General features: G+C 42.1%; 32 protein-coding genes and 1 pseudogene. 31 read left to right on the forward strand and 2 right to left on the reverse strand.

Going from position 1 to position 19,297, the window contains the following annotated elements; all coding sequences use genetic code 11:
• Positions 1 to 32 precede the first annotated feature (32 nt).
• The 30 genes from rpsJ to NQ544_RS13660 all read left to right on the forward strand — a co-directional run bounded on the left by rpsJ (position 33) and on the right by NQ544_RS13660 (position 15,359).
• Complete coding sequence (rpsJ, locus tag NQ544_RS13515; protein WP_006283658.1) at positions 33 to 338, forward strand: 30S ribosomal protein S10; 306 nt, start codon at positions 33 to 35, stop codon at positions 336 to 338.
• 19 nt (positions 339 to 357) lie between these two features.
• Positions 358 to 972, forward strand: coding sequence for a 50S ribosomal protein L3 (gene rplC / locus NQ544_RS13520; RefSeq protein WP_006848836.1), 615 nt, complete (start codon positions 358 to 360; stop codon positions 970 to 972).
• The gene (gene rplD, locus NQ544_RS13525; protein WP_006848835.1) at positions 972 to 1,601 is read left to right on the forward strand and encodes a 50S ribosomal protein L4; all 630 of its coding nucleotides are present in this window, start codon (positions 972 to 974) and stop codon (positions 1,599 to 1,601) included. The genes rplC and rplD overlap by 1 nt, the downstream gene beginning before the upstream one ends.
• 17 nt (positions 1,602 to 1,618) lie before the next feature.
• Positions 1,619 to 1,912, forward strand: a complete 294-nt coding sequence (gene rplW, locus NQ544_RS13530) for a 50S ribosomal protein L23 (protein ID WP_006848834.1) — start codon at positions 1,619 to 1,621, stop codon at positions 1,910 to 1,912.
• An 8-nt stretch (positions 1,913 to 1,920) separates the two neighbouring features.
• Positions 1,921 to 2,748: a 50S ribosomal protein L2 gene (rplB, locus tag NQ544_RS13535; RefSeq protein WP_006848833.1), complete on the forward strand. Its 828-nt coding sequence runs from the start codon at positions 1,921 to 1,923 to the stop codon at positions 2,746 to 2,748.
• 10 nt (positions 2,749 to 2,758) lie between these two features.
• Entirely contained in the window at positions 2,759 to 3,025 is a 267-nt protein-coding gene (gene rpsS, locus NQ544_RS13540) for a 30S ribosomal protein S19 (RefSeq protein ID WP_006848832.1), read from the forward strand.
• Positions 3,026 to 3,060: 35 nt separating this feature from the next.
• Positions 3,061 to 3,465: a 50S ribosomal protein L22 gene (gene rplV, locus NQ544_RS13545; RefSeq protein ID WP_006848831.1), complete on the forward strand. Its 405-nt coding sequence runs from the start codon at positions 3,061 to 3,063 to the stop codon at positions 3,463 to 3,465.
• Between the two features lie 9 nt (positions 3,466 to 3,474).
• Positions 3,475 to 4,206, forward strand: coding sequence for a 30S ribosomal protein S3 (rpsC, locus tag NQ544_RS13550; protein WP_006848830.1), 732 nt, complete (start codon positions 3,475 to 3,477; stop codon positions 4,204 to 4,206).
• 16 nt (positions 4,207 to 4,222) lie between these two features.
• Positions 4,223 to 4,651, forward strand: coding sequence for a 50S ribosomal protein L16 (gene rplP, locus NQ544_RS13555; protein WP_006848829.1), 429 nt, complete (start codon positions 4,223 to 4,225; stop codon positions 4,649 to 4,651).
• Between the two features lie 2 nt (positions 4,652 to 4,653).
• Positions 4,654 to 4,848 (forward strand): 50S ribosomal protein L29, encoded by a 195-nt coding sequence (gene rpmC / locus NQ544_RS13560; protein ID WP_006848828.1) that lies wholly within the window; start codon positions 4,654 to 4,656, stop codon positions 4,846 to 4,848.
• Between the two features lie 2 nt (positions 4,849 to 4,850).
• Positions 4,851 to 5,117 (forward strand): 30S ribosomal protein S17, encoded by a 267-nt coding sequence (rpsQ, locus tag NQ544_RS13565; protein WP_006848827.1) that lies wholly within the window; start codon positions 4,851 to 4,853, stop codon positions 5,115 to 5,117.
• A gap of 2 nt (positions 5,118 to 5,119) precedes the next feature.
• On the forward strand, positions 5,120 to 5,485 hold the full coding sequence (rplN, locus tag NQ544_RS13570) for a 50S ribosomal protein L14 (RefSeq protein ID WP_006848826.1): 366 nt from the start codon (positions 5,120 to 5,122) through the stop codon (positions 5,483 to 5,485).
• A gap of 20 nt (positions 5,486 to 5,505) precedes the next feature.
• Entirely contained in the window at positions 5,506 to 5,823 is a 318-nt protein-coding gene (gene rplX / locus NQ544_RS13575) for a 50S ribosomal protein L24 (RefSeq protein ID WP_006848825.1), read from the forward strand.
• Positions 5,823 to 6,377 (forward strand): 50S ribosomal protein L5, encoded by a 555-nt coding sequence (rplE, locus tag NQ544_RS13580; protein WP_006848824.1) that lies wholly within the window; start codon positions 5,823 to 5,825, stop codon positions 6,375 to 6,377. Before rplX ends, rplE begins: the two co-directional genes overlap by 1 nt.
• A 5-nt stretch (positions 6,378 to 6,382) precedes the next feature.
• On the forward strand, positions 6,383 to 6,685 hold the full coding sequence (gene rpsN / locus NQ544_RS13585; protein ID WP_006848823.1) for a 30S ribosomal protein S14: 303 nt from the start codon (positions 6,383 to 6,385) through the stop codon (positions 6,683 to 6,685).
• Positions 6,686 to 6,759: 74 nt separating this feature from the next.
• Positions 6,760 to 7,155, forward strand: coding sequence for a 30S ribosomal protein S8 (gene rpsH, locus NQ544_RS13590; protein ID WP_006848822.1), 396 nt, complete (start codon positions 6,760 to 6,762; stop codon positions 7,153 to 7,155).
• Between the two features lie 14 nt (positions 7,156 to 7,169).
• Complete coding sequence (rplF, locus tag NQ544_RS13595; protein WP_006848821.1) at positions 7,170 to 7,742, forward strand: 50S ribosomal protein L6; 573 nt, start codon at positions 7,170 to 7,172, stop codon at positions 7,740 to 7,742.
• Between the two features lie 18 nt (positions 7,743 to 7,760).
• Positions 7,761 to 8,105: a 50S ribosomal protein L18 gene (gene rplR, locus NQ544_RS13600; RefSeq protein ID WP_006848820.1), complete on the forward strand. Its 345-nt coding sequence runs from the start codon at positions 7,761 to 7,763 to the stop codon at positions 8,103 to 8,105.
• Positions 8,106 to 8,111: 6 nt separating this feature from the next.
• Complete coding sequence (gene rpsE / locus NQ544_RS13605; RefSeq protein WP_006848819.1) at positions 8,112 to 8,624, forward strand: 30S ribosomal protein S5; 513 nt, start codon at positions 8,112 to 8,114, stop codon at positions 8,622 to 8,624.
• A gap of 16 nt (positions 8,625 to 8,640) precedes the next feature.
• A complete protein-coding gene (gene rpmD, locus NQ544_RS13610; protein WP_006848818.1) occupies positions 8,641 to 8,817 on the forward strand; it encodes a 50S ribosomal protein L30 in 177 nt (58 codons plus the stop codon).
• Positions 8,818 to 8,843: 26 nt separating this feature from the next.
• Positions 8,844 to 9,290 carry a 50S ribosomal protein L15 gene (gene rplO / locus NQ544_RS13615; protein WP_006848817.1) on the forward strand — a complete coding sequence of 149 codons (447 nt, stop codon included), beginning with the start codon at positions 8,844 to 8,846 and terminating at the stop codon, positions 9,288 to 9,290.
• 4 nt (positions 9,291 to 9,294) lie between these two features.
• Positions 9,295 to 10,632 carry a preprotein translocase subunit SecY gene (gene secY, locus NQ544_RS13620; RefSeq protein WP_006848816.1) on the forward strand — a complete coding sequence of 446 codons (1,338 nt, stop codon included), beginning with the start codon at positions 9,295 to 9,297 and terminating at the stop codon, positions 10,630 to 10,632.
• A 288-nt stretch (positions 10,633 to 10,920) separates the two neighbouring features.
• Positions 10,921 to 11,139, forward strand: coding sequence for a translation initiation factor IF-1 (gene infA, locus NQ544_RS13625; protein WP_006848815.1), 219 nt, complete (start codon positions 10,921 to 10,923; stop codon positions 11,137 to 11,139).
• Positions 11,140 to 11,156: 17 nt separating this feature from the next.
• Entirely contained in the window at positions 11,157 to 11,273 is a 117-nt protein-coding gene (rpmJ, locus tag NQ544_RS13630; protein ID WP_006848814.1) for a 50S ribosomal protein L36, read from the forward strand.
• Between the two features lie 99 nt (positions 11,274 to 11,372).
• Complete coding sequence (gene rpsM / locus NQ544_RS13635) at positions 11,373 to 11,753, forward strand: 30S ribosomal protein S13 (RefSeq protein WP_006848813.1); 381 nt, start codon at positions 11,373 to 11,375, stop codon at positions 11,751 to 11,753.
• 21 nt (positions 11,754 to 11,774) lie between these two features.
• Positions 11,775 to 12,164, forward strand: coding sequence for a 30S ribosomal protein S11 (rpsK, locus tag NQ544_RS13640; protein ID WP_006848812.1), 390 nt, complete (start codon positions 11,775 to 11,777; stop codon positions 12,162 to 12,164).
• 57 nt (positions 12,165 to 12,221) lie between these two features.
• Positions 12,222 to 12,827, forward strand: coding sequence for a 30S ribosomal protein S4 (rpsD, locus tag NQ544_RS13645; RefSeq protein WP_006848811.1), 606 nt, complete (start codon positions 12,222 to 12,224; stop codon positions 12,825 to 12,827).
• Positions 12,828 to 12,839: 12 nt separating this feature from the next.
• Positions 12,840 to 13,835, forward strand: coding sequence for a DNA-directed RNA polymerase subunit alpha (locus NQ544_RS13650; protein ID WP_006848810.1), 996 nt, complete (start codon positions 12,840 to 12,842; stop codon positions 13,833 to 13,835).
• 31 nt (positions 13,836 to 13,866) lie between these two features.
• Positions 13,867 to 14,358, forward strand: coding sequence for a 50S ribosomal protein L17 (gene rplQ / locus NQ544_RS13655; protein WP_006848809.1), 492 nt, complete (start codon positions 13,867 to 13,869; stop codon positions 14,356 to 14,358).
• A gap of 176 nt (positions 14,359 to 14,534) precedes the next feature.
• A complete protein-coding gene (locus NQ544_RS13660; protein WP_040553627.1) occupies positions 14,535 to 15,359 on the forward strand; it encodes a YMGG-like glycine zipper-containing protein in 825 nt (274 codons plus the stop codon).
• Between the two features lie 144 nt (positions 15,360 to 15,503).
• Here NQ544_RS13660 and NQ544_RS13665 read toward each other — a convergent pair whose 3' ends face one another.
• Both NQ544_RS13665 and NQ544_RS13670 read right to left on the reverse strand, forming a co-directional pair.
• Positions 15,504 to 15,710, reverse strand: coding sequence for a hypothetical protein (locus NQ544_RS13665; protein WP_006848807.1), 207 nt, complete (start codon positions 15,708 to 15,710; stop codon positions 15,504 to 15,506).
• Positions 15,711 to 15,773: 63 nt separating this feature from the next.
• Positions 15,774 to 15,827, reverse strand: a pseudogene (locus NQ544_RS13670) (hypothetical protein); the annotation flags it as partial.
• A gap of 161 nt (positions 15,828 to 15,988) precedes the next feature.
• Between NQ544_RS13670 and NQ544_RS13675 the strand changes: the two are divergent.
• Positions 15,989 to 19,030 (forward strand): PEP/pyruvate-binding domain-containing protein, encoded by a 3,042-nt coding sequence (locus NQ544_RS13675; RefSeq protein ID WP_040553600.1) that lies wholly within the window; start codon positions 15,989 to 15,991, stop codon positions 19,028 to 19,030.
• The last annotated feature ends 267 nt before the right edge of the window (positions 19,031 to 19,297 follow it).

The following is a 19,297-nucleotide window of genomic DNA, read 5'->3' on the forward strand; positions in this document are numbered from 1 at the left end:
ATAATTCATATAATAATAACTTAATTTTAAAAATGAGTCAGAAAATCAGAATTAAGCTGAAGTCTTACGACCACCAGTTGGTTGACAAGTCAGCTGAGAAGATTGTGAAGGCTGTAAAGGCTACAGGCGCTATCGTTAGTGGTCCTATTCCATTGCCAACACACAAGCGTATTTTTACTGTAAACCGCAGTACTTTCGTTAACAAGAAGTCTCGCGAGCAGTTCCAGCTCTCAGATTTCAAGCGTCTCATTGACATCTACAGCTCAACAGCTAAGACAGTTGATGCCTTGATGAAGCTTGAATTGCCAAGTGGTGTAGAAGTAGAAATTAAAGTCTAATTATTTAAATTAAATTGAAATGCCAGGATTAATTGGAAAGAAAATCGGAATGACATCCGTTTTCAGTGCCGACGGTAAGAATATTCCGTGCACTGTTATCGAAGTAGGTCCTTGTGTTGTAACCCAGGTGAAAACTGTAGAAAAGGATGGTTACAAGGCTTATCAGTTAGGTTTCGAAGAGGCAAAGGAGAAGCGTACTTCTCAGCCTATGATGGGAATCTTCAAGAAGGCAGGCACAACACCTAAGAAGCACTTGGCCGAGTTCAAGTTTGATGAGGAGTACAACCTCGGTGACACAATTACAGTTGAAATCTTCAACGATTGCAAGTTCGTTGATGTAATTGGTACATCAAAGGGTAAAGGCTTCCAGGGCGTTGTTAAGCGTCACGGATTCGGTGGTGTAGGTCAGTCTACTCACGGTCAGGATGACCGCGCTCGTAAGCCGGGATCTATTGGTGCTTGTTCTTACCCTGCAAAGGTATTCAAGGGTATGCGCATGGGCGGCCAAATGGGAGGTGACAGAGTTACAACTCAGAACCTTCAGGTGTTAAAGATAATTCCAGAGCAGAATCTTCTTATTGTTAAGGGTTCTTTCGCTGGATGCAAAGGTTCAACTGTTTTAATTGAGAAATAATGGAAGTTAGCGTATTAGATATCAAAGGTCAGGAGACCGGCCGCAAGGTAGCTCTTAATGATGCAGTCTTCGGCATTGAGCCTAACGATCACGTTCTCTATCTTGACGTAAAGCAGTATCTCGCTAACCAGCGTCAGGGTACAGCTAAGTCTAAGGAGAGAAGCGAGATTAGCGGTTCTACTCGTAAGCTTGGTCGTCAGAAGGGCGGCGGCGGTGCTCGCCGTGGTGATATTAACTCACCTGTACTCGTAGGTGGTGCTCGCGTTTTTGGTCCTAAACCACGTGATTACCGCTTCAAGCTCAACAAAAAAGTAAAGATTCTTGCTCGTAAGTCTGCTCTGTCTTATAAGGCACAGGAAAGCGCAATTGTAATGTTGGAAGACTTTACATTTGAGGCTCCAAAGACTAAAGAATTCTTAAGTATTATTAAGAATCTCAAAATTGAGGGCAAAAAAGTGCTCTTTGTTTTGCCAGAATCAAATAAAAACGTATATTTGTCTGCTCGTAACTTGCAGCGTGCTGAAGTTATCCTCGCATCAAACGTCAATTCGTATAAAGTTTTGAATGCTGATGTTGTAGTGATTACAGAAAAGTCGCTCGAGACTATCGACCAAATCTTAACAAAGTAAAAAGGAGATATTAGAATATGGCATTTATTATCAAACCATTGGTTACTGAGAAGATGACCAAGATTACAGACAAGCAGCCTAACCGCTATGGCTTCGTTGTTCGTCCTGAGGCTAATAAGCTCGAGATTAAGAAGGAAGTTGAGAGTCTGTATAATGTTACAGTAGTTGACGTGAACACTATTCGTTACGCAGGCAAGCGCTCTGCCCGTTATACAAAGGCAGGTCTTGTTAAGGGTCAGAAGAATGCGTTCAAGAAGGCAATCGTTACTCTTAAGGAGGGCGATACAATTGATTTTTACAGCAATATTTAAAATAAAAAATGGCAGTACGTAAATTAAAACCGGTTACTCCGGGTCAAAGACACAAAGTTATTGGCACGTTCGAGGATATTACTGCATCCGTGCCAGAGAAGTCTCTCGTTTACGGTAAACGTTCTACCGGCGGTCGAAACAACACCGGTAAGATGACCGTTCGCTACATTGGCGGTGGTCACAAGCAGAAGTATCGTTTAATCGACTTCAAACGTGAGAAAGATGGTGTTCCAGCAGTTGTTAAGACAATCGAGTACGATCCAAACCGTTCGGCTCGTATCGCATTGCTTTACTATGCTGATGGTGAAAAACGTTACATTATTGCTCCTAACGGACTTCAGGTAGGCGCTACTTTGATGTCAGGTGCAGATGCTGCTCCTGAGATTGGTAACTGTCTTCCTTTGGCAAACATCCCTGTAGGTACAGTGATCCACAACATCGAGCTGCGTCCTGGTCAGGGGGCTTTGTTGGTTCGTTCGGCTGGTAATTTTGCTCAGTTGACTTCTCGTGAGGGCAGTTATTGTGTAATTAAGCTCCCTTCTGGTGAAACACGCCAGATTTTGAGTGCTTGTAAAGCTACAGTTGGTAGTGTTGGTAACTCTGACCACGCTCTTGAACAGTCTGGTAAGGCTGGACGTTCTCGCTGGTTGGGTCGTCGTCCACACAACCGTGGTGTTGTTATGAACCCTGTTGATCACCCAATGGGTGGTGGTGAAGGTCGCCAGAGTGGTGGTCACCCACGTTCACGTAAGGGCTTGTACGCTAAGGGTCTTAAGACTCGTGCACCTAAGAAGCTTTCTAACAAGTATATTATCGAAAGAGCTAACAAAAAATAAAGAGTAAATTATGAGTCGTTCACTTAAAAAAGGTCCATATATCAACGTTTCTCTCGAGAAGAAGATTCTCGCTATGAACGAGAGTGGCAAGAAGAATGTTGTTAAGACATGGGCTAGAGCTTCAATGATATCTCCTGATTTCGTAGGACATACTGTTGCAGTTCATAACGGTAACAAATTTATCCCTGTTTATGTTACAGAGAATATGGTTGGCCACAAGCTTGGAGAGTTTGCTCCAACACGTCGCTTTGGCGGTCACTCTGGTAACAGAAAGTAAGCTAAGGGTTAAACCATTTAAAATTTAAGTAAATAATGGGAGCAAGAAAACATATTGCGGCTGAGAAATTGAAAGAAGCCCGTAAAAACTTGTACTTCGCAAAGTTGGTAGGCGTTCCTTCTTCTCCACGTAAGATGCGCTATGTAGTAGACATGATTCGTGGTATGGAGGTTAACCGTGCACTCGGAGTACTTCGCTTCTCTAAGAAGCAGGCATCAGCTGATGTAGAGAAATTACTTCGTTCAGCTATCGCTAACTGGGAAGCTAAGAATAATCGCAAGGCTGAAGACGGTGAGCTTTATATCAGTAAGGTCTTCGTTGACGAAGGCGTTACAATGAAACGTATGAGACCTGCGCCACAGGGTCGTGGTTATAGAATTCGTAAGCGTTCTAACCATGTAACTCTTTTTGTTGATGCAAAAACTAATGACGAAAAATAATTAAGTAGAATGGGACAGAAAGTTAATCCGATTAGTAACCGACTTGGTGTTATCCGTGGTTGGGATTCAAATTGGTTCGGTGGTAAGAACTTCGGTGATAACCTCGTTGAGGATCAGAAAATCCGTAAGTATCTTAACGAGCGTCTTGCTAAAGCAAGCATTTCTCGTATTATTATCGAACGTACATTGAAACTTGTTACCATTACTATTTGTACAGCCCGTCCAGGTATTGTCATTGGTAAAGGTGGTCAGGATGTAGATAAGTTGAAGGAAGAGTTGAAGAAGCTTTATAAGAAAGATATTCAGATCAACATCTTCGAGGTTAAAAAGCCTGAACTTGATGCTACTATCGTTGGTAAGAATATTGCGACTCAGATTGAGCACATGATTGCTTATCGTCGCGCTATCAAGATGGCAGTTGCTAACACCATGCGTGCAGGCGCTGAGGGTATCAAGGTACAGATTACAGGTCGTCTGAATGGTGCTGAAATGGCACGTAAAGAAATGTACAAAGAGGGTCGTACTCCTCTTCATACATTCCGCGCAGACATCGACTACTGCCAGTGCGAGGCACTTACAAAGGTAGGTTTGCTTGGTATTAAGGTTTGGATTTGCCGTGGTGAGGTTTATGGTAAGGCTGATCTTACTCCAAACTTCTCACAGGACAATAAGAGCAACAACCGTGGTAACGGTCGCTCTAACAACCGTGGTGGTAATCGTAAAAGAAACAATAACCGTTAAATTTTAGAAAGCTATCATGTTACAGCCAAAAAGAGTTAAATATAGAAGACCTCAAGATGGTCGTGGCAACAAAGGCAACGCTCACAGAGGTACACAATTGGCTTTCGGTTCTTTTGGTATCAAAACTCTTGAATCAAAGTGGATCGATAGTCGTCAGATTGAGGCAGCTCGTGTAGCATTGAACCGCTATATGAACCGTCAAGGTCAGGTCTGGATTAGAATTTTCCCTGATAAGCCAATCACTCGCAAGCCTGCTGATGTCCGTATGGGTAAAGGTAAGGGTGATCCAGCAGGATGGGTTGCACCTGTTACACCAGGTAGAATTCTCTTCGAAGTTGAAGGAGTTAGTTTCGATATTGCAAAAGAAGGTCTTCGCCTTTGCGCTCAGAAACTTCCTGTTAAGACTAAGTTTATTGTTAGACGTGATTACGATAAAAACGCTTAATTATGAAGATTGCAGAAATTAAAAATATCGAGACCAAAGAATTGGTTGAGAAGTTGGAGGCAGCTGTTGATGCTTTGAACAAGAAGAAGATCAATCATAATGTAACTCCACTTGAGAATCCATCAGAGATTAAGGTTGCTCGTCGTGATATTGCACGTATGAAAACTGAACTTCGTCAGAGAGAACTTAACAAATAATAATGGTCCAGATGGAAACAAGAAATTTAAGAAAAGTAAGACAGGGTGTTGTTATTAGCAACAAGATGGATAAAACCATTGTTATTGCAGCTAAGTTCAAGGAGATGCACCCTATTTATGGTAAATTTGTCCAGAAGACAAAGAAGTACCATGCACATGACGAGAATAATGAGGCTAACGTAGGTGATACAGTTATGATCATGGAGACTCGTCCTCTGTCTAAGACAAAGAGATGGAGATTAGTACAAATTGTTGAAAAAGCTAAGTAATTATGATACAGACTGAATCAAGACTTACAGTATGTGATAACAGCGGTGCTCGTGAGGCTCTTTGCATTCGAGTTCTCGGTGGTACAGGCCGTCGTTACGCTAGCGTTGGTGACGTTATTGTTGTTGCAGTCAAGAACGTTATCCCATCAAGTGATTTGAAGAAGGGTGCAGTATCAAAGGCTTTGATTGTTCGCACAAAGAAGGAAATTCGTCGTGCAGATGGTTCTTACATCCGTTTCGATGACAACGCTTGTGTATTGCTTAACAATGCAGGTGAGCTTCGTGGTAGCCGTATCTTCGGTCCTGTTGCTCGTGAGCTTCGTGCAGTAAATATGAAAGTCGTTTCTTTGGCACCTGAGGTTCTTTAATATTTAAAAAGTAAGAAGTAATGAGTAAGTTACATATTAAGAAAGACGATACCGTTATCGTTATTGCCGGTGCAGATAAGGGCAAGACTGGTAAGGTGCTTAAGGTCCTCGTTGAGGAGAACCGTGCTATCGTAGAAGGTGTGCACATGGTTTCTAAGAGCACTAAGCCATCTGCTAAGAATCCTCAGGGAGGTATTGTTAAGCAGGAGGCTCCTATTCATATCTCAAATTTGAGTTTGATTGATCCTAAGAGTGGCAAGGCTACTCGTGTTGCTATCAAGCATGAGGGTAAAAACGTTGTTCGCATCGCTAAAAAGTCAGGGGAGGAAATCAAGTAATGGATACAGCACAGTTAAAGAAAGTATATAAGGAGACAATCGCTCCTGCTCTTCAGAAGCAGTTCAACTACTCTTCTGCTATGGAGATTCCAGTATTGAAGAAGATTGTCATCAATCAGGGTCTTGGTGATGCTACTCAGGACAAGAAAATTGTTGATGTAGCAATCAATGAGATTACTGCTATCACCGGTCAGAAGGCTGTTGCTACATATTCTAAAAAGGATATTGCAAACTTCAAGCTTCGTAAGAAGATGCCTATCGGTGTTATGGTAACATTGCGTCGTGAGCGTATGTACGAGTTCTTGGAGAAGCTCGTTCGTGTTTCTCTTCCTCGTATTCGCGACTTCAAGGGTATTGAGAGCAAGTTTGATGGTCGTGGTAACTATACATTAGGTATCACAGAGCAGATTATCTTCCCTGAGATTAATATCGATGAGGTCGATCGTATTCAGGGTATGAATATAACCTTCGTAACAACAGCTAAGACTGATGAAGAAGGTTTTGCTCTTTTGAAGGCTTTTGGTCTTCCATTCAAGAACGCAAATAAAGATTAAGAGATATGGCAAAAGAATCAATGAAAGCTCGCGAGGTTAAGCGTGCAAAGCTTGTAGCTCGTTACGCTGAAAAGCGCGAAGCACTGAAAAAGATTATTGCAACTTCTAATGATCCAGCCGAAGCATACGAGGCAGCTCGTAAGCTTCAGGCTATCCCTAAGAATGCAAACCCAATCCGTCTTCACAATCGTTGCAAGATTACTGGTCGTCCAAAGGGTTATATCCGTCAGTTCGGTATTTCTCGTATCCAGTTCCGTGAGATGGCTTCTGCTGGTTTGATTCCAGGTGTAAAGAAGGCTAGCTGGTAATCCTTTCAAAGGTAAGAATATTTTTTTATTTAATATTGTCGGGGTAGTCCCGATTAATTAAACATTTATATTTTATGACAGATCCAATAGCAGATTATCTGACAAGACTCAGAAATGCAATCATGGCTCATCACCGTGTTGTAGAAGTTCCTGCGTCTAACTTGAAGAAAGAGATCACTAAGATCCTCTTCGAGAAAGGTTACATCCTCAATTACAAGTTTGTAGAGGATGGTCCTCAGGGCTCAATTAAGGTTGCCTTGAAGTACAACCCAACTACAAAGCAAAACGCTATCAAGTGTTTGAAGCGTGTGTCAACTCCAGGTTTGCGTAAGTATACCGGTTACAAGGACATGCCAAGAGTTATTAACGGATTAGGTATTGCTATCTTATCTACATCCAAAGGTGTAATGACAGACAAAGAAGCTTCTGATCTTAAGATCGGTGGCGAGGTTCTTTGCTATATTTATTAATTGGAGGCTTTTATATGTCTAGAATAGGAAAATTGCCAATTAGTATCCCTGCAGGTGTTACTGTAAATTATGATGAGGCTTCTCATATTTGTACAGTAAAGGGCCCTAAGGGTGAACTTTCTCAGTGGATTGATCCATCTATCAAGTTTAATAATGCAGATGGTCAGATTAGCTTTGAAATCGATGAAAATAGTCCTGTAAATATTAAGCAGAAGCAGGCTTTCCACGGTTTGTATCGCTCTCTCGTTAACAACATGGTTGTTGGTGTAAGCGCTGGTTATACAAAGGTTTTGGAATTGGTAGGTGTTGGTTATCGTGTTTCTAACCAGGGTAATATCATAGAGTTTGCTTTGGGTTACACTCACCCTATTTTCATCCAGTTGCCTAAGGAGATTAAGGTTGAGACTAAGTCTGAAAGAAACCAGAACCCAATCTTGACATTGGAGTCTTGCGACAAGCAGTTGTTGGGACTCGTTTGTGCAAAAATTCGTTCTTTCCGCAAGCCTGAGCCTTATAAAGGTAAGGGTATTCTCTTTAAGGGTGAAGTTATTCGCAGAAAGTCTGGTAAGAGTGCTTCAGCTAAGTAATTTTAATTATTTACGATTATGACAACAAAGAAAGTAGAAAGACGAATTAAGATAAAGTTCCGCATTCGTAAGAGTGTGAACGGTACAGCTGAGCGTCCACGTCTTAGTGTATTCCGCTCTAACAAGCAGATTTACGCTCAGGTTATTAACGATTTGACAGGCAATACACTTGCATCAGCTTCTTCACTCGGTTTGGAGAAGATGCCTAAGCAGGAGCAGGCAACTAAGGTTGGCGAGCTCATCGCTCAGAAGGCTAAGGCTGCTGGCGTTGAGGCAGTAGTTTTCGATCGTAATGGTTACCTTTACCATGGTCGTGTAAAGCAGTTGGCTGAAGGTGCTCGTAATGGTGGTCTTAAATTTTAAACGATTATGGCAATGGATAAAGTAAAAGTAAATAACGAAGAAGTACTTAAGGATCGCTTGGTTGCTATCAACCGTGTAACTAAGGTTACAAAGGGTGGTCGTACTTTCACATTCGCTGCTATCGTCGTTGTAGGTGACGGTAATGGCGTAATCGGCTACGGCCTTGGTAAGGCAGGTGAGGTTACTGCTGCTATCGCAAAGGGTACTGAAGCTGCTAAGAAGAACTTGGTAAAGGTTCCTGTACTCAAGGGTACTGTTCCTCATGAGGTTGAAACTTCATTTGGTGGTGCTAAGGTTCTTATTAAGCCAGCTGCAGCCGGTACTGGTTTGAAGGCCGGTGGTGCTATGCGTGCAGTACTTGAGAGCGTAGGTATCAAGGATGTCATCGCTAAGTCTAAGGGTTCTTCAAATGCCCATAACCTTGTGAAGGCTACTATCGCTGCTCTTGCAGAGATGCGTGATGCTTATACTGTAGCAGGTGAGCGTGGTATCAGTATGGATAAAGTATTTAACGGTTAATTAGGAAAAATCGAATATGGCAACAATTAAAATCAAGCAGATTAAGAGTAAAATCGGTGCTCCAGTAGATCAGAAGCGTACTCTCGCTTGTCTTGGTCTCCACAAGATTTCTCAGGTTGTTGAGGTAGAGGATACTCCTAGCAACCGTGGTATGATCCGTAAGGTTCATCACCTCGTAAGTGTAGTTGATTAATTAATCTTTTTAAATTAGGAACGATTATGAAATTAAATAATTTGAAACCTGCTGCAGGTTCTACCCATTCACGTCGTCGTATTGGTCGTGGTCCAGGTTCTGGTCTCGGTGGTACTTCTACACGTGGTCATAAGGGTGCCAAGGCTCGTTCTGGTTATAAGAGAAAGATTGGTTTCGAAGGTGGTCAGATGCCATTGCAGCGTCGTGTTCCAAAGGCTGGTTTTAAGAATATCAACCATAAGGAGTACTTCGCAGTAAACCTTTCAACTCTTCAGGCTCTTGCTGAAGCAAAGAACCTTACTAAAATCGGTATTGAGGAACTTAAGGCTGCTGGCCTCACAAACGGCAAGGAGCTTGTAAAGGTTCTCGGTAACGGTGAACTTAAAGCAAAATTGGAAGTTGAAGCTAATGCTTTCTCAAAGACTGCCGAAGAAGCAATCAAGGCAGTAGGTGGTAACGCAACTATAATCTAAGTAAATGAAAAAGTTTATTGAGACACTAAAGAACTGTTGGAAGATAGAGGATCTCCGTCAGAGACTCCTCATTACCCTTCTGTTTACGGCTATTTACCGTTTTGGCTCGTTTGTGGTACTTCCAGGTATCAATCCGGGCATGTTGGAAAAACTTCAGTCGCAGACCTCTGGCGGTCTTATGTCGCTATTGGACATGTTCTCTGGTGGTGCATTTTCCAATGCATCTATCTTTGCACTCGGAATTATGCCTTATATCTCAGCTTCAATCGTTATGCAGCTTCTTGCTGTTGCTGTACCTTATTTCCAGAAGATGCAGCGCGAGGGCGAGAGCGGCCGCAAAAAAATACAATGGTATACTAGAGTCCTGACTGTGGCCATTTTGGTCTTTCAGGCTCCTAGTTACCTTTTGAATTTGAAAATGCAGGCTGCCAATGCTCTAGCCACCGGTATTAGTTGGACGGTATTCATGATACCGGCAACCATTATCTTGGCTGCAGGAAGTATGTTTATCCTTTGGTTAGGTGAGCGTATCACTGACAAGGGAGTAGGTAATGGTATCTCTCTTATTATTATGATTGGTATTATCGCCCGTTTGCCACAGGCTTTCGTTCAGGAGGTAACTTCTCGTTTGCAGGCAATTTCTGGTGGTGGTCTTATTATGTTCATTGTAGAGATTCTTATCCTTTATGCTGTAGTTTGTGCTTCAATACTTTTGGTACAAGGTACACGTAAGATCCCTGTTCAGTATGCTAAACGCTTGGTTGGAAATAAGCAATATGGTGGTGCACGTCAGTACATTCCTTTGAAGCTTTTTGCAGCTAACGTAATGCCTATCATCTTTGCACAGGCTTTAATGTTTATTCCATTGGCGATAGTTCGCTATCAGTCTGAAAATGCTAGTAGTGTTGTTCAGCAGTTGATGGATAATCGTAGTTTGCTATATAATGTTGTTTATGTAATCTTGGTTATTGCATTTACTTATTTCTATACAGCTATTACATTGAATCCTACTCAGATGGCTGAGGATATGAAACGTAACAATGGTTTTATTCCTGGCGTAAAACCAGGAAAGGATACAGCTGAGTACATTGATACCGTAATGTCTCGTATTACTTTACCAGGTTCGTTATTTATTGCGTTTATTGCAATCATGCCTGCATTAGCAGGACTTCTCGATGTACAGCAAGCTTTCTCTCAATTCTTTGGAGGTACATCTCTATTGATTTTGGTTGGTGTTGTCATTGACACATTACAACAAATCGAGAGTCATTTGCTTATGCGCCACTATGATGGTCTTTTGAATTCAGGCCATACGCGTCAGGGTGGTGTTGCTGCATATTAATCTTTTTCTTTTGAAATGAGAAATTTCTGAAGACAGAAGATGAAATTATTCAGAGTGCGTTTTACTTCATCTTCAAGTAAAGCTGACTTGAATTTACTATATTATGTGAGACGACTCTCCATTTGGATAGGTAATTCCTCATCCACTTGGAGAGCCTTTTCCCGCTAATATGTCATCTAATTATGATTTTTATCTGATAGTGATGGCACAAAGTTGCTCGAAAAGATAAAGCACAATTTTATCTTCATTCGTAGAAGTTTAACATTAAGAAGGACAAATATTTATATTATGGCAAAACAAGCCGCTATTGAGCAAGATGGAACAATTGTAGAAGCATTGTCAAATGCGATGTTCCGAGTAGAATTAGAGAATGGAGTTGACATCACAGCTCATATCTCTGGTAAGATGAGAATGCATTACATCAAGATTTTACCTGGTGATAAGGTAAAGGTGGAGATGAGTCCATATGACCTTACCAAAGGTAGAATTGTTTTTAGATACAAATAAAAATCATATATAAGGTTATGAAGACAAGAGCATCATTAAAGAAGCGTTCAGCTGACTGTAAGATCGTTCGTCGTAAAGGTCGTCTGTTCGTTATCAACAAGAAGAACCCTAAGATGAAATTACGTCAGGGCTAATGTTAAAGTATTGTAAAAGTACCGTTATTTAAAAAAATAGTTGTACTTTTGCACCGCTTTAAACGAAAGGTATTAATTTTTTAATTATTTATTTAAACAATGGCAATAAGAATTGTTGGAGTAGATTTGCCCCAGAATAAGCGTGGCGAAATCGCATTGACCTATATCTACGGTATTGGTCGAAGTAGTTCAGCAAAGATATTGGATAAGGCCGGTGTAAACCGTGACCTGAAGGTTAGCGAGTGGTCTGATGACCAGGCAGCTAAGATCCGTGAAATTATCGGCGCTGAGTTCAAAGTTGAAGGTGATCTCCGTTCAGAGATCCAGATGAACATTAAGCGACTGATGGATATTGGTTGCTATCGTGGAGTTAGACATCGTAATGGTCTTCCAGTTCGCGGTCAGAGCACAAAGAATAATGCTCGTACACGTAAGGGTAAGAAGAAGACTGTTGCTAATAAGAAGAAGGCTACTAAGTAATTCTGAAGGAGGAAATTAATTATGGCAAAGCAAAAAGCAACATCTAAGAAGAGAAATGTACGCGTTGACGCTATCGGTCAGCTTCACGTTCATAGCTCATTCAATAACATTATTGTATCTCTTGCTAACAATGAGGGTCAGATCATTTCTTGGTCTTCTGCTGGTAAGATGGGTTTCCGTGGTTCTAAGAAGAACACTCCTTATGCTGCTCAAATGGCTGCTGAGGATTGTGCAAAGGTCGCTTTTGATCTTGGTCTTCGTAAGGTTAAGGCTTATGTTAAGGGTCCAGGTAATGGTCGTGAGTCTGCTATCCGTGCTATTCACGGTGCAGGTATCGAGGTTACTGAAATCATTGACGTAACTCCATTACCACACAATGGTTGCCGTCCTCCAAAGCGTCGTCGTGTTTAACGCTTGAGGTTAGCATTATTAATTAAGATACAAACAATATAGCATTTATATAATATTATGGCTAGATATATAGGTCCGAAATCTAAAATTGCGCGTCGTTTTGGTGAGCCAATCTTCGGCGCTGACAAAGTTTTGTCCAAGAGAAACTTCCCTCCTGGACAGCATGGCAACAACCGTCGTCGTAAGATGTCTGAGTACGGTGTCATGTTGGCAGAGAAGCAGAAAGCTAAGTACACTTATGGTGTATTAGAGCGTCAGTTCCGTAATATGTTTGATAAGGCTGCTAAGGCTGATGGCATTACTGGTGAGGTTCTTCTTCAGAATCTCGAGTGCCGTCTTGATAACGTTGTATTCCGTCTTGGTATCGCTCCAACACGTGCTGCTGCGCGTCAGTTGGTTGGTCACAAGCACATCGTTGTTGATGGTAAGGTAGTTAATATCCCTTCATTCGCAGTTAAGCCTGGTATGGTTGTTGGTGTTCGTGAGAAGTCTAAGTCTCTCGAGGTTATCGAAGCAGCTCTTGCAGGTTTCAATCATAGCAAGTACCCATGGATTGAGTGGGACGATAATTCAAAGAGCGGTAAGTTCTTGCACAAGCCAGAGCGTGCCGACATTCCTGAGAATATTAAGGAGCAGTTAATCGTTGAGTTGTACTCTAAATAAATCATTACATTAATGGCGATATTAGCATTTCAAAAACCTGATAAAGTAGTAATGTTAGAGGCTGATAACAAGTTCGGAAAGTTTGAATTCCGTCCTTTGGAGCCTGGCTTCGGTGTTACCATTGGTAACGCCTTGCGCCGCATTCTCCTTTCATCATTGGAGGGTTATGCTGTTAACACGATCCGCATTGCGGGTGTTGAGCATGAGTTCTCTTCAGTTCCTGGTGTAAAGGAAGATGTTACTAACATTATCTTGAATCTCAAACAAGTTCGATTCAAGCAAGTAGTAGAAGAATTCGAGAATGAGAAAGTTAGTATCACCGTTGAGAATTCTACAGAATTCAAAGCAGGTGATATCGGTAAGTATCTGACTGGATTTGAAGTGTTAAACCCTGATTTGGTGATTTGTCATTTAGATGCCAAAGCTTCGATGCAGATCGATTTGACTATTAATAAGGGACGCGGTTATGTTCCTGCTGATGAGAATCGTCAATTCTGCACTGACGTTAACGTTCTCCCAATCGATTCCATCTACACCCCTATTCGTAATGTAAAGTACGCTGTAGAACCATATCGTGTTGAGCAAAAGACCGACTATGATAAGCTCGTACTTGAAATTACAACAGATGGTTCCATTAGTCCAAAGGATGCACTGAAAGAGGCTGCGAAGATCCTTATTTATCACTTCATGCTCTTCTCTGATGAGAAGATTACTCTTGAGACTCAGGATCAGGAGAGCAATCAGGAGTTTGATGAAGAGGTTCTTCATATGCGCCAGTTGCTTAAGACTCGTCTCGTAGACATGAATCTTAGTGTTCGTGCCCTCAACTGCTTGAAGGCAGCTGATGTTGAGACTCTTGGTGATTTGGTTCAGTTTAACAAGACTGACCTCTTGAAGTTCCGCAACTTTGGTAAGAAATCGCTCTCAGAGCTTGATGATTTGCTCGAGAGTCTGAATCTGTCTTTTGGAACTGATATTTCAAAGTATAAATTAGACAAGGAATCTTAAAGGTTCGTAGTCCAAAAAGCAAAAACAAAAAATGAGACATAATAAGAAATTCAACCATTTAGGTCGTACTGCTTCTCATCGTAACGCGATGTTGGCTAACATGGCTTCATCACTTATCTTGAGCGAGCACAAAAGAATCACTACGACCCTCGCAAAGGCAAAGGCTCTTAAGAAGTATGTTGAGCCATTGATTACTCGTTCTAAGAACGATACAACAACTTCACGTCGTGTAGTTTTCCGTTATCTTCAGAATAAGTATGCTGTTAAGGCTCTCTTCGGTGAGGTAGCTGAGAAGGTAGCTAACCGTCCAGGTGGTTACACTCGTGTAATCAAGTTGGGTACCCGTCAGGGTGATGCAGCTGAGATTGCTTTCATCGAGCTCGTTGACTTTGATGAGAATATGGCTAAGACTCAGAAGGCTGCTAAGAAGACTCGTCGTAGTCGTAAGGCAACAAAGGCTGAAGAGGCTCCTGTAGCTGAGACTGAGGCTCCTGCAACTGAGGAGGCTCCAAAGGCTGAATAATTTTCAATCATCTCAGATAAATTTAGCGTCCTTGTCTTGACAAGGACGCTTTTTTTGTCCCCTTTTCAAAACTATCTGCTCTTTTAGGGTTTTTCCTAATCATTATTAGGGATTTTTTTGCTTTTGTTCTTTTAGTTCTTTGTATCTTTGCAGCAGAAATTTAAAGCTTAATGAAGATGAAAAAGATTATGCTTTTTGTAGCTTGCTCTTCTTTGCTGTTGAGTAGCTGCGATACTTATACAGGAAGTGGTGCTTATGCTGGTGCCACATTTGGTTCTATTCTTGGTTCTGCCATCGGTGGTTTGTCTGGTGGTCCTAGAGGTTCAGATATGGGTACTATTATTGGCATGGCTGGCGGTGCTGCCGTTGGAGCGGCAATTGGTAGTCAGGCTGACCAGAAATCCCAGCAGCAAAGAGAATCTGTTTATCGGGATAGATCACACCGTGATCATCATTCTCATCAGGATGGAGTTTATCAGCAATCTTCACCTGTTTATTCCAATGACGAAATCTTTGATTCAACTAATTCGGGGGATGATAGGATTTATGATTTCAATGATAGGGATTATACCGGAAGTTATAGTGCTCAGCAGCCTGTAGCTACTATTTCTAGTTCTACTCTGGAAGAACTTGGTCAGAATTATGCTTATTCATCCTCTTTGGAAATAATGAATGCTCGTTTTGTCGATTCAAATGAGGACAATACTTTGAATCGGAATGAAACAGCCAAAGTTATTTTTGAAATCCGAAATAACGGAGCTCACACGTTGTATGATGTAGTTCCAACCGTTATTGAGACTACCGGCAATAAGCATATTTTCATATCCCCAAGAGTTCATGTAGAAAGTATTGCTCCTGGCCATGTGATTCGATATACGGCAATGGTCAAGGCTGATAACCGTTTGAAGAATGGTACTGCTTGTTTCTGTGTCTCAGTGATACAAGGCGGTAAGACGATTTCCAAGGTTAATCAGTTTGATATTCCGACAAAATCCAGATAAGATTCCGGTAAGATCATGAATTTGTATGATAGTATCTTATTGTAGGATTCTGTTATATATAAAAAGGTAAAGGCGAGAATCAATGATGATTCTCGCCTTTACTTTTTGCTATATCTGTATTGTGCTTTTTTAGATCTGCCTTGGTTACTCTTTGCTTTTATGGTGCTCTGTTTTATTTATTACCTTTGAAGTAATTTTATTTGTTTCTTTTTTACTGCTGTGATGTTTTACCTTTTTCCTGTCAGTAGTTCCCCACTTGTTTGGAAATTCATATTCGGTTTCAGCCACTTCGAAATCAATCTTAGGCCATTTTGTGTCCTCAGGCTTGTAAGGAATCGGGTTTTCCACCATTTCAACTTTTACAGACGCTACGCCTTGTGCAATCCTACCAATTTCTTTTGCTGCCTTCCATGATAGGTCGATGATTCTACCTCTTCCAAACGGCCCTCTGTCGATGACTTTTACGATAGTACTCTTGTCATTGCTAAGGTTTGTAACCCTGAGGTGCGTTCCGAAGGTATAAAACCGATCATATCTTCATATTTTATGGCACAAATATAAAAAAAATGTTGAAAGATGCAAGTAAATCTCAGAAAATCAGTATCTTTGCACAAACTTTAACTTCATTTATGGAAAATAATATACCTCAGGAGTGGAATAAATTCTACTTGAAAGACGTATCGTTTGTGAATCTGATGATGCGCCGTATCTACAATGTACTGATTGTAGCCAATCCTTACGATGCGTTCATGCTTGAAGATGATGGACGTATCGAAGAGAAGATATATAATGAATATATGGAGCTGGGTCTCCGCTATCCGCCAACCTTTACTCAAGTTTCTACTACCGAAGAGGCTGCTGCTGTGCTGCGTTCTACCGTCATTGATCTGGTGATTTGCATGCCTGGCAATGCTGATAATGATGCCTTCGACGTAGCGCGCGACATCAAGGGTAAGTTTCCCAATATCCATTGTGTTGTTCTTACGCCTTTCTCTCATGGTATTACCAAGCGTATGCAGAATGAAGACTTGAGTATCTTCGATTATGTCTTCTGCTGGCTTGGCAACACCAATCTTATTCTTTCTATCATCAAGCTGATAGAGGATAAGATGAATCTTGAACATGACATACAGGAAGCAGGCGTGCAGATGATTCTCCTGGTAGAAGATTCTATCCGTTTCTATAGTTCTATATTGCCTAATCTCTATAATTATATATTGGAGCAGAGCAAGAACTTTTCTCAGGAGGCTCTGAACCGGCATGCGGCTACCATGCGTATGCGTGGCCGTCCTAAGGTGGTCTTGGCTCGTACTTACGAGGAAGCCCAGAAACTATATGATAAGTATTCTGATAACACGTTGGGTGTAATCAGCGATGCACGTTTCCCGTTAAAGAGTGCTGCCAAAGCTTTTGGTAATGAGGTGATGCCTGAAGTAAAGCCTAAGCATCGTACGGATACTTTCGGTCGCGAGAAATGTCCTGATGCAGGTTTGCAACTCTTCCGTTATATTAGGAAGAACGATCCTTTCGTTCCGCTTATCATAGAAAGTTCTGAAAGTGAGAACCGTGCGAAGGCAGAGGCAGAAGGTTTCCGCTTTGTTGACAAGAACTCGAAGAAGATGAGCGTAGATCTTCGCCGTCTGATGGAAGAGCATATGGGCTTTGGCGATTTCATATTCCGTGATCCAGAGACTCATGAGGAGATTATGCGCATTCATAGTTTGAAGGAATTGCAGGATAACATCTTCAATATTCCTAACGATTCCATGCTCTATCATATCAGCCGCAACCATATGAGCCGTTGGCTTTGTGCTCGTGCCATCTTCCCTGTATCAGCTTTCCTGAAGCATGTTACCTGGGAGAAATTACAGGATGTAGATGCTCACCGACAGATTATCTTCGATGCCATCGTGCAGTATCGTCACATGAAAAACATCGGTGTAGTGGCTGTTTTCGACCGCATGAAGTTTGATAAGTATGCCCACTTTGCCCGTATCGGAGAAGGCTCCCTGGGCGGAAAGGGTAGAGGTCTTGCATTCCTGGACAACATCATCAAGCGCCATCCTGAGTTCAACCAGTATGAGAATGCCACCGTGCAGATTCCGAAGACCGTGGTGCTCTGTACCGATATCTTCGACGAGTTTATGATGAGCAACAATCTCTATCCGATAGCTTTGAGTGATGCTAGCGACGATGAGATTCTGAAGCACTTCCTGCATGCCCAGCTGCCCGATTCGCTGATAGCCGACTTCTTCACCTTCTTTGAGGCAACCAGGAGTCCTATCGCAATCCGTTCAAGTTCGCTGCTCGAAGATGCCCACTATCAGCCGTTTGCCGGTATTTATTCTACCTATATGATTCCGTATCTGGAAGATAAGTATCAGATGCTGCAGATGCTGGCCTGTGCCATCAAGGGTGTCTATGCTTCTGTGTTCTATCGCGACTCGAAGGCTTACATGACCGCAACGAGCAATGTCATCGATCAGGAAAAGATGGCTGTTATCTTGCAGCAGGTTGTGGGCAAAGACTATGGTACAAGGTTTTATCCTACCATGAGTGGTGTGCTCCGTTCGCTCAATTATTATCCGATAGGTGATGAAGAGGCTGAAGAGGGTATAGCCAGTCTTGCCTTGGGCTTGGGTAAATATATCGTAGATGGAGGTCAGACCCTTCGTGTTTGTCCTTACCATCCGAATCAGGTGCTCCAGACATCGGAAACCGAACTGGCTCTGCGCGACACCCAGACCCAGTTCTATGCGCTGGATATGAAGCATGTGGGCAATGATTTCAAGGTAGACGATGGCTTTAATATTCTTAAACTTCGGGTGAAGGATGCCGTAGAAGACCAGAGCCTTACCTATATCGCATCTACTTTCGATCCATACGATCAGGTCATCAATGATGGAGTCTATGAGAATGGCCGTAAACTGATAACCTTCTCAAGTGTGCTCCAGCATGGAGTGATGCCTTTGCCAGAGATTCTGCAGATGTCGATGAAGTATGGAGCAGGGGCTATGCGCAGACCAGTGGAGATAGAGTTTGCCTGCAATATCAATAATGACAGGACTTGCGAATTCTATCTTCTTCAGATTCGTCCTATCGTTGATGCCAAGGAGATGCTTGATGAAGATGTGAAGGCTATCCCTGATTCCGACTGCCTGTTGCGTTCGCACAATTCGCTGGGTCATGGCATCAGCGAAGATGTGGTTGATGTGGTTTATGTGAAGTATGATGACCACTTCTCTGCGATGAATAATTTTTATGTAGCCGATGATATAGAACGAATCAACCGTAAGTTCCTTGCTGACGGCAAGAACTATGTGCTGATAGGTCCTGGCCGTTGGGGCTCCAGCGACCATTATCTGGGTGTACCTGTAAAGTGGCCGCATATCAGCGCTGCCCGGGTTATCGTAGAGGTGGCTCTGAAGAATTACAATATCGATCCTAGTCAGGGTACTCACTTCTTCCAGAACCTCACCTCTTTTGGCGTGGGATATTTTACAGTAGATACAAATACCGGTGAAGGCGGCTTTGTAAATAAGGAAATCCTGGATGCTATGCCGGCTGTAGAGGAGACGCAATATGTCCGTCATGTACGCTTTGAGCACCCGATGAGAATTCTGATGGATGGAAAGAAGCAGGAGGGAGCCGTCTTGATTCCGAAGGAATGACGGGAAGAGTTGTCTCTGAATAGACATCAGAAACATTCTATTTCTAGTTAAAGATGTATTTACAGTAGAATAAAATCTTCGTTCATCGACGTTGAATGTCCGTTCAGCGACGTTGAACCGCCGTTCAAAGACGTTGAACCGCCGTTCAACGTCGATGAACGGAGATTTCACCTGACTGTAAAGACAATTTTATTTGATATAAACAACAAATAATCCTGGGAAAGTTTGGAATTTCCATCGAAAAGCCTTACCTTTGTTCCCAGCTAA

It is taken from the genome of Segatella copri DSM 18205 (assembly GCF_025151535.1).
Lineage (GTDB): Bacteria > Bacteroidota > Bacteroidia > Bacteroidales > Bacteroidaceae > Prevotella > Prevotella copri.

Excerpts from the sequence above, each read along its gene's own strand:
- NQ544_RS13675 (WP_040553600.1), top strand. The coding sequence starts at position 15,989 with ATGGAAAATAATATACCTCAGGAGTGGAATAAATTCTACTTGAAAGAC.
- rpsK (WP_006848812.1), top strand. The coding sequence starts at position 11,775 with ATGGCAAAGCAAAAAGCAACATCTAAGAAGAGAAATGTACGCGTTGAC.
- rplD (WP_006848835.1), top strand. The coding sequence starts at position 972 with ATGGAAGTTAGCGTATTAGATATCAAAGGTCAGGAGACCGGCCGCAAG.
- rpmJ (WP_006848814.1), top strand. The coding sequence starts at position 11,157 with ATGAAGACAAGAGCATCATTAAAGAAGCGTTCAGCTGACTGTAAGATC.
- rpsD (WP_006848811.1), top strand. The coding sequence starts at position 12,222 with ATGGCTAGATATATAGGTCCGAAATCTAAAATTGCGCGTCGTTTTGGT.
- rpsM (WP_006848813.1), top strand. The coding sequence starts at position 11,373 with ATGGCAATAAGAATTGTTGGAGTAGATTTGCCCCAGAATAAGCGTGGC.
- rplW (WP_006848834.1), top strand. The coding sequence starts at position 1,619 with ATGGCATTTATTATCAAACCATTGGTTACTGAGAAGATGACCAAGATT.
- rplF (WP_006848821.1), top strand. The coding sequence starts at position 7,170 with ATGTCTAGAATAGGAAAATTGCCAATTAGTATCCCTGCAGGTGTTACT.
- NQ544_RS13660 (WP_040553627.1), top strand. The coding sequence starts at position 14,535 with ATGAAAAAGATTATGCTTTTTGTAGCTTGCTCTTCTTTGCTGTTGAGT.
- rplN (WP_006848826.1), top strand. The coding sequence starts at position 5,120 with ATGATACAGACTGAATCAAGACTTACAGTATGTGATAACAGCGGTGCT.
- infA (WP_006848815.1), top strand. The coding sequence starts at position 10,921 with ATGGCAAAACAAGCCGCTATTGAGCAAGATGGAACAATTGTAGAAGCA.
- rplO (WP_006848817.1), top strand. The coding sequence starts at position 8,844 with ATGAAATTAAATAATTTGAAACCTGCTGCAGGTTCTACCCATTCACGT.
- rpmC (WP_006848828.1), top strand. The coding sequence starts at position 4,654 with ATGAAGATTGCAGAAATTAAAAATATCGAGACCAAAGAATTGGTTGAG.
- rplV (WP_006848831.1), top strand. The coding sequence starts at position 3,061 with ATGGGAGCAAGAAAACATATTGCGGCTGAGAAATTGAAAGAAGCCCGT.
- NQ544_RS13665 (WP_006848807.1), bottom strand. The coding sequence starts at position 15,710 with ATGGTGGAAAACCCGATTCCTTACAAGCCTGAGGACACAAAATGGCCT.
- rplB (WP_006848833.1), top strand. The coding sequence starts at position 1,921 with ATGGCAGTACGTAAATTAAAACCGGTTACTCCGGGTCAAAGACACAAA.
- rpsC (WP_006848830.1), top strand. The coding sequence starts at position 3,475 with ATGGGACAGAAAGTTAATCCGATTAGTAACCGACTTGGTGTTATCCGT.
- rpmD (WP_006848818.1), top strand. The coding sequence starts at position 8,641 with ATGGCAACAATTAAAATCAAGCAGATTAAGAGTAAAATCGGTGCTCCA.
- rplC (WP_006848836.1), top strand. The coding sequence starts at position 358 with ATGCCAGGATTAATTGGAAAGAAAATCGGAATGACATCCGTTTTCAGT.
- rpsQ (WP_006848827.1), top strand. The coding sequence starts at position 4,851 with ATGGTCCAGATGGAAACAAGAAATTTAAGAAAAGTAAGACAGGGTGTT.
- rpsN (WP_006848823.1), top strand. The coding sequence starts at position 6,383 with ATGGCAAAAGAATCAATGAAAGCTCGCGAGGTTAAGCGTGCAAAGCTT.
- rplR (WP_006848820.1), top strand. The coding sequence starts at position 7,761 with ATGACAACAAAGAAAGTAGAAAGACGAATTAAGATAAAGTTCCGCATT.
- rplX (WP_006848825.1), top strand. The coding sequence starts at position 5,506 with ATGAGTAAGTTACATATTAAGAAAGACGATACCGTTATCGTTATTGCC.
- rplQ (WP_006848809.1), top strand. The coding sequence starts at position 13,867 with ATGAGACATAATAAGAAATTCAACCATTTAGGTCGTACTGCTTCTCAT.
- rpsH (WP_006848822.1), top strand. The coding sequence starts at position 6,760 with ATGACAGATCCAATAGCAGATTATCTGACAAGACTCAGAAATGCAATC.
- NQ544_RS13650 (WP_006848810.1), top strand. The coding sequence starts at position 12,840 with ATGGCGATATTAGCATTTCAAAAACCTGATAAAGTAGTAATGTTAGAG.
- rplP (WP_006848829.1), top strand. The coding sequence starts at position 4,223 with ATGTTACAGCCAAAAAGAGTTAAATATAGAAGACCTCAAGATGGTCGT.
- secY (WP_006848816.1), top strand. The coding sequence starts at position 9,295 with ATGAAAAAGTTTATTGAGACACTAAAGAACTGTTGGAAGATAGAGGAT.
- rpsJ (WP_006283658.1), top strand. The coding sequence starts at position 33 with ATGAGTCAGAAAATCAGAATTAAGCTGAAGTCTTACGACCACCAGTTG.
- rpsE (WP_006848819.1), top strand. The coding sequence starts at position 8,112 with ATGGCAATGGATAAAGTAAAAGTAAATAACGAAGAAGTACTTAAGGAT.
- rpsS (WP_006848832.1), top strand. The coding sequence starts at position 2,759 with ATGAGTCGTTCACTTAAAAAAGGTCCATATATCAACGTTTCTCTCGAG.
- rplE (WP_006848824.1), top strand. The coding sequence starts at position 5,823 with ATGGATACAGCACAGTTAAAGAAAGTATATAAGGAGACAATCGCTCCT.